General features: G+C 68.8%; 14 protein-coding genes. 10 read left to right on the top strand and 4 right to left on the bottom strand.

Annotated elements, in window-relative coordinates; genetic code table 11:
* The 7 genes from ACFWYW_RS55170 to ACFWYW_RS55140 form a co-directional block, all read left to right on the top strand.
* Window positions 1–241: substrate-binding domain-containing protein (locus tag ACFWYW_RS55170; RefSeq protein ID WP_379641390.1), on the top strand; the 241-nt coding region annotated here is incomplete at its 5' end.
* Window positions 234–1232 carry a Gfo/Idh/MocA family protein gene (locus ACFWYW_RS55165; protein WP_379622595.1) on the top strand — a complete coding sequence of 333 codons (999 nt, stop codon included), beginning with the start codon at window positions 234–236 and terminating at the stop codon, window positions 1230–1232. The genes ACFWYW_RS55170 and ACFWYW_RS55165, both read left to right, overlap by 8 nt.
* Window positions 1219–2646 (top strand): sulfatase-like hydrolase/transferase, encoded by a 1428-nt coding sequence (locus ACFWYW_RS55160; protein ID WP_379622593.1) that lies wholly within the window; start codon window positions 1219–1221, stop codon window positions 2644–2646. The genes ACFWYW_RS55165 and ACFWYW_RS55160 overlap by 14 nt, the downstream gene beginning before the upstream one ends.
* Before the next feature lie 543 nt (window positions 2647–3189).
* Window positions 3190–3675 carry a SigE family RNA polymerase sigma factor gene (locus tag ACFWYW_RS55155; RefSeq protein ID WP_379622591.1) on the top strand — a complete coding sequence of 162 codons (486 nt, stop codon included), beginning with the start codon at window positions 3190–3192 and terminating at the stop codon, window positions 3673–3675.
* Window positions 3672–5000 carry a hypothetical protein gene (locus tag ACFWYW_RS55150; protein WP_379641389.1) on the top strand — a complete coding sequence of 443 codons (1329 nt, stop codon included), beginning with the start codon at window positions 3672–3674 and terminating at the stop codon, window positions 4998–5000. Before ACFWYW_RS55155 ends, ACFWYW_RS55150 begins: the two co-directional genes overlap by 4 nt.
* A 192-nt stretch (window positions 5001–5192) precedes the next feature.
* Window positions 5193–7127 (top strand): PQQ-binding-like beta-propeller repeat protein, encoded by a 1935-nt coding sequence (locus ACFWYW_RS55145; RefSeq protein WP_379622587.1) that lies wholly within the window; start codon window positions 5193–5195, stop codon window positions 7125–7127.
* A 73-nt stretch (window positions 7128–7200) separates the two neighbouring features.
* Window positions 7201–8091 (top strand): hypothetical protein, encoded by an 891-nt coding sequence (locus tag ACFWYW_RS55140; RefSeq protein ID WP_379622585.1) that lies wholly within the window; start codon window positions 7201–7203, stop codon window positions 8089–8091.
* Window positions 8092–8299: 208 nt separating this feature from the next.
* On the opposite strand, the gene ACFWYW_RS55135 is transcribed toward ACFWYW_RS55140, so the two are convergent.
* From ACFWYW_RS55135 to ACFWYW_RS55125, 3 genes are all read right to left on the bottom strand, one after another.
* Window positions 8300–8806: a hypothetical protein gene (locus ACFWYW_RS55135; RefSeq protein ID WP_379622583.1), complete on the bottom strand. Its 507-nt coding sequence runs from the start codon at window positions 8804–8806 to the stop codon at window positions 8300–8302.
* A gap of 327 nt (window positions 8807–9133) precedes the next feature.
* Window positions 9134–9529: a hypothetical protein gene (locus tag ACFWYW_RS55130; protein WP_379622581.1), complete on the bottom strand. Its 396-nt coding sequence runs from the start codon at window positions 9527–9529 to the stop codon at window positions 9134–9136.
* Between the two features lie 38 nt (window positions 9530–9567).
* The gene (locus ACFWYW_RS55125) at window positions 9568–10401 is read right to left on the bottom strand and encodes a helix-turn-helix domain-containing protein (RefSeq protein WP_379622579.1); all 834 of its coding nucleotides are present in this window, start codon (window positions 10399–10401) and stop codon (window positions 9568–9570) included.
* Window positions 10402–10497: 96 nt separating this feature from the next.
* On the opposite strand from ACFWYW_RS55125, the gene ACFWYW_RS55120 reads away from it, so the two are divergent.
* The 3 genes from ACFWYW_RS55120 to ACFWYW_RS55110 all read left to right on the top strand — a co-directional run bounded on the left by ACFWYW_RS55120 (window position 10498) and on the right by ACFWYW_RS55110 (window position 12831).
* A complete protein-coding gene (locus ACFWYW_RS55120) occupies window positions 10498–11511 on the top strand; it encodes an RNA polymerase subunit sigma-70 (RefSeq protein WP_379622577.1) in 1014 nt (337 codons plus the stop codon).
* 56 nt (window positions 11512–11567) lie between these two features.
* Window positions 11568–12143, top strand: coding sequence for a dihydrofolate reductase family protein (locus ACFWYW_RS55115; protein ID WP_379622575.1), 576 nt, complete (start codon window positions 11568–11570; stop codon window positions 12141–12143).
* 94 nt (window positions 12144–12237) lie between these two features.
* Window positions 12238–12831 (top strand): GNAT family N-acetyltransferase, encoded by a 594-nt coding sequence (locus ACFWYW_RS55110; RefSeq protein WP_379622572.1) that lies wholly within the window; start codon window positions 12238–12240, stop codon window positions 12829–12831.
* On the opposite strand, the gene ACFWYW_RS55105 is transcribed toward ACFWYW_RS55110, so the two are convergent.
* On the bottom strand, window positions 12816–13073 hold the full coding sequence (locus ACFWYW_RS55105) for a hypothetical protein (protein WP_379622570.1): 258 nt from the start codon (window positions 13071–13073) through the stop codon (window positions 12816–12818). The two genes, ACFWYW_RS55110 and ACFWYW_RS55105, sit on opposite strands and share 16 nt — an antisense overlap.
* Window positions 13074–13086: the final 13 nt, after the last annotated feature.

Here is a 13086-nt window from a genome sequence, read left to right as displayed (position 1 = left end):
GGGCCTCGACGTGCCCGGCGACCTGGCGATCGTCGCCTACGACGACGAGAGCGCCTCCGTGGGGGAGATCCCGCTCACCGCGGTCACCCCGCCCAAGCGCCACCTCGGCCGCCAAGCGCCCGAGCTTCTGCTACGCCGCCTGCGCGAACCCGGCCTGCCCCACCACCAGGTACGGCTTCGCCCCGGCATCGTCGTGCGCCGCTCCTGCGGCGCCTCCTCGGGGGAGACCACCATTGACTGAACTCCGTCTCGGACTGGTCGGCGCGGGCGCCGTCGGCGTCCTGCACGCCGAGGCCGCGAGCGCCGTGCCCGGAGTCCGGGTGAGCGCCGTCTGCGACCCGAACCTGGACGCGGCCCACCGCCTGGCCGCCCCGCACGGCGCCCGCGTACACGCCACCCACCACGACCTGATCGCCTCCGGCGAGGTGGACGCGGTCCTCGTCAACACCCCGCACGCGCTGCACACGGCGATCGTCCGCGACGCGGCGGCGGCGGGCCTGCACGTGCTCGTCGAGAAGCCGATGGCCACCACGCTCGCCGACACCGACCTGATGATCGACGCCTGCGCCCGCGCCGGGGTACGCCTGGCCGTCGGCCACATCCAGCGCTTCCTGCCCGCCAAAGCCGCCGCGATGGCCGCCCTCGCCGACGGCGAGATCGGCGAGCCGCTGCTGCTCTCCGACCGGCGCGGCTCCGACTACCGCCCCGGCTCGCGGCCCGCCTGGTTCCTCGACCCGGCAGTCTCCGGCGGCGGCGTGCTGATCAACATCGGCGCGCACTGCGTGGACCGGCTCCTCTGGCTGACCGGCCGCCGAGCCGAACAGGTCGAGGCCACCGTGCACGGCTCACCCATCGAGACCGACGCCCTGGTACGGCTCTCGCTCACCGGCGGCCTCACCGCCCAGATCACGGTGACCAGCACCGGCCCGCCCCCCGCGCACGACGAACTCACCGTCGTCGGCGAGCGCGGCACCCTGGTCGTCTCCGCCTCGGCCGGCGCCGCCCTGCACCGCGACGGCACCACCACCTGGCTGCACCGGACCGCCCCCGGCGACATCGCCGCCGCCTTCGCCGCCCAGCTCACCGACTTCGCGCACGCCGTACGGCGCGGCGTCGAACCCGCCGTGACCGGCGCGCACGGGCGGCACGTCGTGCAGGTCGTGCTGGCCGCCTACGCGTCGGCCGCCGCCGGCGGCCCGGTCGCCCCGGAGGTGCTCGTTGGCCAGCCGTGACCCGCTCCGGCCCAACGTCCTGTTCATCCTCAGCGACGACCAGGGGCCGTGGGCGCTCGGCTGCGCGGGCAACCCCGAGATCAGCACACCCCACCTCGACGCGCTGGCCGCCGAGGGGGTGCGGCTGCCGAACTTCTTCTGCGCGTCCCCCGTCTGCTCGCCCGCCCGCGCCTCGCTGTTCAGCGGGGAGATCCCGTCGCGGCACGGCGTGCACGACTGGATCAGCCGGGGGCACGCGGGGCCGGACGGGGTGGACTTCCTGGCCGGGCGGCGGCTGTTCACCGACGACCTGCACGAGGCCGGGTACCGTCTCGGGCTGGTCGGCAAGTGGCACCTGGGGGCCAACGACCGGCCCAGACCGGGGTTCGTGCGATGGCTGGCGCATGAGAGCGGCGGCGGGCCGTACCGCGACGCCGTGCTCTACGACCAGGGCGTCCGGCGGGACGAGCCCGGCTACCTGACCGACGTGTTCACCGACGAGGCGTGCGCGTTCCTGCGCGCGGAGGCGGAACAGGACGCGCCGTTCTACCTGTCGCTGCACTACACCGCGCCGCACAAGCCGTGGCAGGGGCAGCATCCCGCCGAGTTCGAGGCGCTCTACGACGGGTGCGCGTTCGAGTCGTGCCCGCAGGGGGAGCCGCACCCCTGGCAGAAGTACGACTCCCGCGGGGCTCCCGTCGGCGGCGAGCCGGACCCGCGGGCGGCGCTGACCGGCTACTTCGCGGCGGTGTCGGCGATGGACGCCGGGATCGGTCGGGTGCTGGCCACGCTGTCCTCGCTCGGCCTCACCTCCTCCACGCTGGTGATCTTCACCAGCGACAACGGCTTCAACTGCGGGCACCACGGGATCTGGGGGAAGGGCAACGGGACATTCCCGCAGAACATGTACGACAGCTCGGTCAAGGTGCCGGCGATCGTCAGCCAGCCGGGGCGGGTGCCCGGAGGGCGGGTGTGCGAGTCCCTGCTGTCGGCCTACGACATGCGGCCCACGCTGCTCGACCACCTTGGCCTCGGCGGCGACGATCCTGAGCTGCCCGGCCGGTCGTTCGCCGGGGTGCTCGCGGGTTCTCCCGGGGACCCGGACGCGTCGGTGGTGGTCTTCGACGAGTACGGCCCGGTCCGCATGATCCGGACCAGCCGCTGGAAGTACGTGCACCGCTACCCGTACGGTCCCCACGAGCTCTACGACCTGGCCGCGGACCCGGGCGAGGAGCGCAACCTGGCCGGGACGCACGCCGTACAGGATGAGCTCGCGGCGCGGATGGACGCCTGGTTCGCCGCCTACACCGACCCGGCGGCCGACGGGCGGGCGCTGCCCGTGACGGGTGCGGGGCAGACCGCCCCCGGTGCGGCGGGAACGGCGGCCTTCGAGCCGCCACCGTTCCCGGTGGTCCCGCACTACGGGAGTGTGTAGCCCAGCAGGTGCTCGAACGCGCCCCGGTGCGGGGCCGGTCCTTCGCGGCCCCGCACCGGGACCCTTGCCAGCGCGCGGCGACTCCGCGACCTGGGTATGAGATCGCTTGCGGTGGGGCCATGAGCGAGGTCACGGGACGCCGGAAGTGCCCCGCTTGCCATTGGCGCCGTCACCGTTACCCTGCGGCGCGAGCCGGGCCTGGTAGGTCTCCCACAGCCTGCGACGGCAAGCGCGCGGGTAAGACGGGGAGTTGGGCCTCGATCAGCTCGTGGCCCGCCACGAGCTGGTCTTCAGAGCGGCAGTGACGGCACCGGCGAACTGCCACGGTTGGCGTGCCCGCCGCCGTAAATCACGGCGGTCGCACTGGGCGGCCGGGCCGGCAGCGCAGGTCGCGCGGGAGCGCACCGCCGGCGCGCTGATCCTGTTGCGAGCCTCCTGAGGGGGCAAAGCTCCGATCGTCAAGGGGTGGAGTCTCGATATCGCGGACTTGAACAGGTGAGTGATGATTTCGGGTAAAGATCTTTGCAACAGAGCGAGCGGCTCATGCGTCCCGGTGGTGTGGAGTTCGAGGATTTCGTCCGGACCAGGGGATCAGCCCTGCTCCGCTACGGCTACGTGCTCACCGGCAACGCGGAGGACGCCGCCGATCTCGTCCAGGAGGCTCTGCTCAAGGTGAGCGACACCTGGAGTCGCGTACGCAACAAGGACAGCCCCGAGGCGTACGTACGCACCACCATGGCCCGCCAGCACATCAGCTGGTGGCGCAGGCGGCGCAAGGAGCACGTAACCGACGAGATCCCGGAAGGGTCCCACCACGACACCCACACCTTCGGCGAGCTCTGGAAGGAGCTCGCCACGCTGCCCAGGAGGCAGCAGGCCGTGCTGGTCCTGCGGTACTACGAGGACCTGCCGGATGACGAGATCGCCGCGATCCTCGGCATCTCTCGGGGAACAGTGCGCAGCCAGGCGTTCCGGGCGCTCGCAACGCTCAGGATCAGGCCCGCTGTGCTCGAAAGGGGACGCACATGAGATCGGGAGACGAGCCGAGGGCCGGCATGAGGACGGAAGGCGATCTGGTGGGGGCGCTGCGGCAGGCGGCCGATCGGGCTCCGGAGCCCGATCTGCTGGCCGGGGTCGGCGAGCGCAAGCGCCGGAGGACCAGGCGGCGCGCGCAGTTGCTGGCAGCGGCCGCGGTGGTGGTCGTGGTGGGCGCGGGTACGGCCGCCACCAAGGTGATCTTCGCCAGCGGGGGCGGCGAAGGCGTCGGGACGGATGCCCGGCCCACAGCCGAGGAAGATCGCGGGGCGGTTGCGGAACCCACGGTCACTCAGGGGCTCGATGAGGGGCCCGAGACGGCCGGACCCACGACCACCAGGATCGTGACGGTGACGCCCAGGCGCCCTGCGGGGACGCCGATCGGGAGGCTCTGGCCGAAGGCGCTCTTCCAGATGCCCGCCAAGAACGCCGACGGCTGGCGCTACCGCCCGGTCACCGGGATCAACGCCACCGAGGTGCTGCTCATGGCGGAGTCCTCGTTTGAAAAGGCCGGAAAGATCGAGATTTATGACTCTAAAACCGGCAAGGCGCGGTTGGTCGCCGAGGTGCCGGCGACCAAGGGGTTGAAGGAGTACTTCCCGCAGAGCGCCACGACCGACGGCACGAACGTCGCCTGGTACGCGTCCGGCACGGACAAGGACCGGAACAGGGTCGCGGAGGTCTGGTGGGCTCCTCTGTCCGGCGGCAAGGCGCAGAAGATCCACACCACGACCGAGTACGCCATCGACGCCATCGGACTCGACGGAGATCAGGTCGTCTGGTCGGCCGTGAAGGGCGGGGTGCAACGGAAACCGCTCGTGGGCAGCACCATCGAGCTGCTGAGCAACGAGGACCTGCACCTGATCCGCTGGCCCTGGGCCAGCGACATCGGTGACGGGCCCGACGCCCTGGAGGCCAACCAGACGAAGATCGTCAACCTGGCGGAAGGTACGGAGACCAAGATCGCCATCAAGCCGGGCACGACGGGCCTGCGATGCGGGCCGACCTGGTGCCACGGTCGTCTGGACGACAGGGGCATCATCCAGCGCCCCGACGGAAGTGGGTTCCGCAGGTTGCCAGGGGCCGGGTTCATGAACGGGCTCTCGCCGTACCCCATTCTCGACCGCTTCCTGCAGTCCGGGGACACCGTGTACGACCTGAACACCGGCAAGCAGGCCGTGATCACGAGAGTCGGCAGCTGGGGCGGCGTCGGCACCTCGTCGGAGGCCAGCACGATCGTCTACTGGGGCGTCACCAAGGAGCAGAAACCGGCCAAGTACTGGATGCTGAACTTGGCGGCCGTTCCGCCCGGGCAATAGCGTCCGGATCATGCCCACCGCCAGATGCTGCGTGGATCGCGGCGGCCAGGTGGAGGTAGGCCACGACCGTCCACCGTATTGACGTGTCGCGCGCGAAAGATTACGGTCCTGACCATAATTGAACATGAATGGACAGCCTGGAGGTCTGCTGTGCTACGACTCTGTGTGTCCTTACTTATGGTCCTGACCGTTGTGCTGGTTCCAGTCTCCGCCCGCGCGAGCTCCGCACCGGACTGCGGCACCCAGGCGGTCACCACGTACGGCCCGGCCTCCGTCACCGGCGCGATCGTCGGTGCCACGGTCCACGACGGTCACGCCTACGTGGTCTCCCGCGGGCCGAAGCCTCCGGTCGTAGCCGAGATCGACCTGGCCACCCGCAAAGTAACGCGCACTGCCACCCTGCCGGACGGCCCCGCGGCCGGCGAGCCGGAAGGCGGTTGGGCCACGGCCGTCGCCGACGGCAAGCTGTACATCGGTACCTATCCCGTGCCCGACCTGTACAGCTACGACCTGGCCACGGGCCAGGTGGCGCACCTGCGCTCCTTCGGCGCGAACGGCGGCTTCGTCTGGAGCATGGCGACCGCGCCGGATGGCGCCCTTTACCTCGGTACCTCCTCCGACGGCCGGCTCTGGGAGTACATCCCCTCGACCGGCGCGGTCCGCAGGTACGGCGTACTGGCCCAGGGCGAGCACTATGTCAGGGCCGTGGCCGTCGACGACACCACGGCCTACGCCGGGCTGCTGGAAAAGGCCAAGCTGCTGGCCGTTGACCGGGCGAGCGGCGCGGTCAGGGAACTCGCCCAGGGCCCCGCGGCCGTCGGTACGGTGGCGCTGTACGGCGACCGGGTACTGGCGGCGAGCGGGAGCACGCTGATCGACGTGCGCAAGGACGGCACCGACCGCCGGCAGTTCGAAGCCGGAGTGGGCACCATCGACGCCTTCGAGGTGGCCCCTGACGGCACGGTCTACCTCACCTCACGCCCCGGCGGCGCCGTCTACAGCTACCGTACCGGGCAGAACGCGGTGATCAAGGTCGCCGACCCGCCCTCCCCGGGCGAGGAGACCCGGGCACTGCACCTGAACGGGCAGCAGCTCATCGGCTTCGCCGGCAGCGGCGGCATGTGGTGGCTGAACCTGGCGAGCGGGACTTCCGAGTTCGTCGACCTCATCGACGCGGGCTTGCCGGCGGGTCCCGAGCGGACCCAGAGCATCCTGCTGGTGCCCAACCGGGCGCTGTACATCGGCGGCCACTTCGCCGTGGAGGTCCGTGACCTGCGGACCGGAAAGCAGCGCAGAATCCGCGTGGTGGGCGAGCCGAAGGCCATGGTACGGCGGGGCAACGAGATCTACGCCGCGCTGTATCCGAGCGGAGAGATCATCTCCATGAACGTGCACACCGACGAGGTACGCAGCCACGGCTACATCGGCCATGGCCAGTCACGCCCGTGGGATATCGAGCACGATCCCGTCACCGACACCATCCTGGTGGCATCCGCGCCGACCGGCGCGAAGCTGAGCGGCGCCCTGACGGTGCTCGACCCCGACACCGGGAAGCTGGACGTGTATCCGAACGTTATCCCCGACCAGAGCCTGATGAGTCTGAGCGTCGATGCCGCGCGCGGTGTCGTCTACCTCGGCGGCGACGTGCTCGGCGGAGGCGGCACCCCGCCGACCAGGACGACGGCCTCGATCGCCGCCTTCGACCTGCGGCGGCGCACGGTGCTCTGGCAGATCGATCCCCTGCCGAACCACCGCACCTTCCAGGACCTCAAGGTGCACGACGGGCTGCTGTACGCGGTCTACAAACGTGTGCTCGGCGCCTGGATCGCACTCGACCCCGCCACCGGGACCATCAAGCACCAGGGCCTGCTTTCTGGCCACGGAGAGCTGCACGTACACAGAGGCCGGGTGTTCACCTCCACCTACTTCGGCGGCGGCAACGCCTACGAGCTCGGGTCAGAGGCCAAGCTGCTGGCGACCGGGCTGGGCGACGAGTGGCACACCAATCCGCAACTGCAGTTCGAGCCTGGCTCGTTCAACGCCTGGACGATCGTCGGCCGAAATCTGGCCAAGGTGCGGCTCGACCCGCGCTGCCCGCCCGTGACGATCCCGGACCAGCACGGCTAAGGCGCACTCGCAAAAGTGGAGAAATCCATGCGGGGCGCCGGGCCAGGGCTGATCCTGGGGTGGAGGAGGACTCGTGCGGAAAATGATCGCGTGCCTGTCCCTGGTGCTGTTCCTGTGCTCCTGCGGGGTGGTCCACCAGGCCCCGACCGGCGGATCACCTGACGCCTCGGCCGATGAGTTCGACAGGCGTGCCCGGGAGGTGGCGCAGCGCTGGCATGGCTCGGCCGACGACCGCGCCTGGCGTACAGGCTTCGTCGCCCTGGAGGTCCTGAACCCGCAGGGATGGAACCACGTGCGCCAAATCCCGGCATGGGTGAACAGAAGCGCGCACAACGGTGTCTGGCAACTGGCCGCCGAACTGCCCAAGGCCTCACCGGAGCGCGCCGACGTGCGATGGCCGGACGGCGAAGTCTCGCAGGTGCCGCTCATCAGTGCGGCAAGCGCGTACGCGCAGTTCAGCCGACCGGCCAAGCTCATCGAAGAGGACTGCCCGGCCAGGGGATGCCGTCCGCTCCGGGTGATCGGCGCCCGCCTGGGCAAGGTCCCGCTCCAGACCAGCCGCGGCACCATCCAGGCGCCCGCCTGGATGTTCGCTGTCGAGGGAGTCGAGCAGAAGAAGGTCCACGTGGCGATCGCCCCCTCGGCTGTCACCGCCCGTCCCGAACGCGTCCAGGGGGACATCGAGGAGGTGATGGCCTTCGAGCTCACCGCCGGCAAACCACATGAACTGCTTCTTCGTTACGGGTACGGCGCCTGCGACACCGTTCACGGGGCACGCGCCTACGAGACCGACCAGCTGGTCGTGGTCGACGTGGACACAAGGGATTCGGGTTCCGGTGAGGTCTGCCCGGCGATGCTCAAGACGGCCACGACCACCGTCGCGCTCGCCCGGCCGCTGGGAGAGCGCCTCGTGCTCGACTCAGGTACGGGGCTCCCGGTGCTGCGGGGGTTGAAGACGCGCTGAGCGCCGCAGGTCCTGAACAGCCTCTCCAGCAACGCCGGAACTTCGCTCGATCCTCCCGAGGTGGTTCGCACCCGCCCTTTCCCGGCTCCGCCGGAATCAGCGGACGGGGCGAGGCGGGTGGCTGTGCGGGTGGAACCCGGAGCGATATGGATCAACTGCCTCAGGAGGCTCGTTCGGCTCGGGGCGCCCCTGAGTGAGGCTATGCGGTTCAGACCACAAAGATGCGGATGGCTTCCATGGGAAGCCCCCAGCCCTCGGATCCGAGGTATATCCGACGCCAGGCGTTACCATCGCCCAGCCAGCCGCGATTGCGTACGTGTGCGCTACCTATCAACCGTGCGTCCGTGGCGTCGATGTCGCGTATCTTGATCTCCACTTGCTCGAGCGGCTGATTCTCGCCGACTGTGCCTACTCTGAACGATTCATTGACGTTGCGGCACTCCCAGGAGTCCCACCTGCGGGCGCCCACCAGCTTGACACGGGCGCAGATACCGCCGGGAATCGTGGTCATGAAGTTGAGCGCTTCCAAGTTCAGCCCCTGTCCCTGGGTGCCCGCCATTTGCCCAGCACACTTCCAGTCCAGCCAGCCCAGATCCTGGACATGGGCGTTGTAGCAGATGGTGCCGGTCGAGGCCCCGCCGGCCGCCGCCGCCGCGGGCGGTCCGGTGCCGCTCACCAGACCGCTGACGGTCAGCACGCCGCCCAGAACGGACATGAATCTACGCATGAAAGAAGGCCCTTCTCTTCGGTGAGCGATTCGGAGTGGCATGGTCGGCCTTACCGCCATCGACGTGCCAGGACCCGTAACGGAAGCCGTCGGCGCGTACACGCCACCGCTGGCATCCGAAGCCACACCTCATGTGTGAACAGGCCCATGCCCGAGAGGATCTCGGGCCTCGCTCACCGCGAACTCACCGCACACTCACCGTCCTGCGTCACAGCGAGCGGACGCGGCTCGTGAGGGGTTCAGCGGTGGGATGAAGGATTCAGGACAGGTGGCCCGGGATGGATCGCCCGATCGCGGGCCACCCCGCTTCTGGGCTCAGCTGCAGGTGACGCGGATCTCGTTGGACGGTCTGGAGTCGGGCTTTCCTGTGTACGGGTTTCGCCATGTCACGAGCGTGCGCCAGGTCTGCGTTCCTCGGCCGCCGCAGTCGAAGTAGATCCATTCGACGTATCCGGGACCGTTGATGACCTCGTGATTCATCTGGACCCAACGCCAGACGTCCCACCGTTGGATGTAGATGTCGGCACGGCTGTTCTGACCGCAACTGCTGTCGATACTGCCGCTGCCCCAGATGAGGTTGCCGTCCTTGTGGGTGACGCCGACGTGTCCTTGACAGGCCGCGGCACTTGCGGGATTGGCGGGGCTGAGAGCGGTGATGGACGCAGCGAGCGCCGCTACCGCTACGGAGAACCTGAGCAGTTTCAGCTTCATCGGGGCTCCTTCCGGAAGGTGTTCGGATGAAGCCACTTTCAGCCACGCGGCGGCCGGCGTTCTTGCAGATTCGTGCTCAGTTTGCGTCGGAGCCTGGCCGGTGTGTCGGCGAGGTGACGGCGGATGACATTGGTCATATGAGCCTGATCGACGAACCCGTGGAGGACCGCAAGTTCGGCCAGGTCGGTCATTCCTTCGGCGAGGTGCTCAAGGACCGAGCGGACCCGTAACTCGTTGCGGTATGCCGTGAGGGTCTGCCCGGTCACCTTCTTGAAGACCCGGCTCAGGTGGTGTGGCGACGTACCGACTAACTCGCCGAGCCGTTCCAGCCCGCACGAGGGGTTGCAGTTGAGCGCCTCCTGGGCCGCGGCGGCCAAAGCGTGATGCGCCATTCGGGTGCTCGGCCACGATGTGGGTCCAGGCCGTTCGGTACGCGCCGGCAAGGCTTCGAGCAGAGAAAGAAGCCTTTCCGCGAGCTCGAAGGAGTCGGTCCTGCCGCGGACCGCCGCGAGTAAGAGACGGTGCTGCAAATCCAGGCCGCTGCAGACGTTCAACAACCAGTGCTTCCGCTGTGCTCCCTCCACACAGGCGTCGAACGCGGCAGGTGAAAGCCGGATCCAGGTGAATCCGCACCGCCGGCCGAATACACGTTCTACGGTTCCTGCCTTCGCGAAGTAGCCTCGGGTGGCGTCGAGAAACTCTCGGCATCCCGACTCTTCCCGCCGGAACCAGCCCGACCTGACCAAGCAGAGCCCGTCGTCGGTTTCTGGAAGCTCAGGTGACCATCGACACCGCTCGCGGGCGTCTCGGAATCTGATGTCGCCGAGCACCATGCCGCCCGTCGCGGCGAGCCGCCGGCCGTGAATCACCATATGCGGATGATGCCGCATGCGATGGTGTGCGGCGGGGGCCCGCCCTTATGTGACAGGGCTTTCGGTTTGGCGAAGCTCGGGTTCTAGCCTTTCCGCATGGATGAGAACGTTTTGCTGGAACGGGCCCGCGCCGGTGACGAGAGAGCGTTCGAGCGTCTGGTGCTGGTCTATCGGGGTGAGCTGGCCGCGCATTGTTATCGGATGCTCGGCTCGCCGCACGACGCCGAGGACGCGGTGCAGGAGTCGCTGCTGAACGCCTGGCGTGGGCTGGCGGGGTTCGAGGGGCGTAGCTCGTTGCGTACCTGGCTATATCGGATCAGCACCAACACCTGCCTGCGGCTGAGCGGCAAGAGGGGGCCGCGGGTCACGTCTGCGGATCGGGAGGCGGCTCGTGGCCGTACCGACGATCTCGGGACGTTCGTGGGCGGGCCGGTGTGGATGGAGCCGTGGCCGGACGATCTGGCGTCGGACGAGGCGGGACCGGCCAGCAGCTATCTGCGGCGGGAGGGCGTCGAGCTGGCGTTCGTGGCGGCGTTGCAGCGGTTGCCCGGGACGCAGAGGGCGGTGCTCATTCTGCGGGAGGTGCTGGGGTTCTCCGCGGCGGAGGTGGCCGGGCTTCTGGACACGTCGGTGGCATCGGTGAACAGCGCGCTGCAACGGGCGGGGCAGACCATGCGCAAGCGGGTGCCCGTGGTCAGTCAGCGCGAGGAACTGGCCGCGCTCGGCGCGGGCGGGCGGCGTGAGCTGGTGGCCTCGTTCATGTCCGCATGGGAGCGAGCGGACGTGGACGGGCTCGTGGCGCTGCTGGCGGAGGACGCGCGGTTCACCATGCCGCCGCTGCCCGCCTGGTTCGACGGGCGGGACGACGTACGCCGCTTCCTGGCGGAGCGCGTGTTCGCGTTCGACTGGAGGTTGCGCCCGCTCGGGGCCAACGGTCAGCTCGGTTTCGCCTGCTACCAGCGGGCCCCTGGCGGTTCCGGGTTCGCGCCGGCCGCGATCATCGTGCTGAGCCTGCGGAAGGGGAAGATCGTGGAGATTGCCGGGTTCCTGGACGCGCAGCTGCATCACCTTTTCAGACTTCCGCCGGAAATTTCGCCCGAGGAGCGATGAGTTCGCGGCGGCTTTCGTCTCTGCACTCCTGACAACCGACACAACGGGAGAGCATCATGCGCAAAGTCGTCGTGACCAACATCGTCACCCCGGACGGCTACTTCGAAGGGCCCGGCAAGGACTTCATGGCGATGCCGGAAGAGGACGCCTTCGACGAGTACAACGCCGAACGGTTGCGTGCCGCCGACACCCTTGTGCTGGGGCGCGTGACCTACGAAGGGGCGAAGGCGTACTGGCCGGGAGTCGCCGGCGACGCCGAGGCCCGTCCCGTCCTGCGGGAGATGTCGCGGCTCATCAACGCCATGAACAAGGTCGTCGTCTCCGACAGCCTGACGCCGGAGCGGACCGCGCCCTGGCACGACACGCGTATCGTCAAGCGCGGCGACGCCCATGAGGCGGTGGCAGGACTCAAGCGGTCGCCCGGCCGGGACATCATGATCTTCGGCAGCCACGTGCTCTGGAACGACCTGCTCACGCACGGCCTCATCGACGAGTTGCACCTGATGATCGGCCCCAAGATCCTCGGCGGCGGCACTCCGGCCTTCGAACTTCCCGCGCCGATGTCCCTGCGCCTCCTGGAAGCCAGGCCGCTGCCGTACTCCCAGCTCGTCTTGATCCGGTACGGCGTCTAGCGGGACGTGGCGCTGCCGGAGGACCTGACAACCTTGAGGGCCGGGGCCGGATATTCGGTGGTCTGCCTGTCCCTGAGGACGCAAGATGGTGCGCATGACTCTGGCCACCCCCGTACTGCACACCGCTCGCCTGCGACTGCGGCCGTTCACCGATGCCGACAAGGAGGACCTCTTCGCGCTGCACAGCAGCAGCTACGTGCTGCGCTACTGGGACTCTCCGCCGTGGACCGAACGGGCTCGCGCCGAGCGCTTCATCGAGATGTGCCGGAAGATGGAGGACGAAGGTAGCGGGGCCCGGGTGGCCATCGAGCGTGCTTCTGACGGGGTCTTCGTCGGGTGGTGTGGTCTGACCGGATGGAACCCGGACTACCGCAGCGCGTCGTTGGGCTACGTTCTCCACGATGCGATGTGGGGCCGCGGCTTCGCGACGGAGGCCGCGCACGCCTTGCTGAAGTGGGCATTCGACACACTGGACCTGAATCGAGTCCAGGCCGAGGCTGATACGCGCAATGCGGCGTCCGCCCGGGTGCTGGAGAAGCTGGGATTCATGCGTGAAGGGACGTTGCGGGAGGATTGCATCGTGAACGGCGAGGTATCCGACTCGTGGGTGTTCGGGCTGATCAGGCGAGAATGGCGACCGTCGGACGCGCCGACCCCAGAGCCCCGTCAGGTTCACATTGTGAGATAGCGTTGCCGTCCGAAGCAGCCCTTCCACGGCGACGCTTGCGCCAGAGCCTCGGAAGAGCGTTCAGGTGCAGGCACCGGATCGTCCTGCCTGCCCTCGCCCGTCAGGGACTCGACCGCATGATCCGGCAACTCGACGAGGATGCCGTAGGTGCAGCCCAGCAGGACGGACACCATCAGCCGCCGCACAATGTTCGATCCGGCCATGCGGTGCCCTAGGGTTCGGTGTCGTGTCTCGACGATCATGGATTCTGTGGAG

This window comes from Nonomuraea sp. NPDC059023 (assembly GCF_042740095.1).
Classification (GTDB): Bacteria; Actinomycetota; Actinomycetes; order Streptosporangiales; family Streptosporangiaceae; genus Nonomuraea.
The sequence above is the reverse complement of the archived record's forward strand: the minus strand, read 5'-3'. Positions and strand labels throughout refer to the sequence as shown.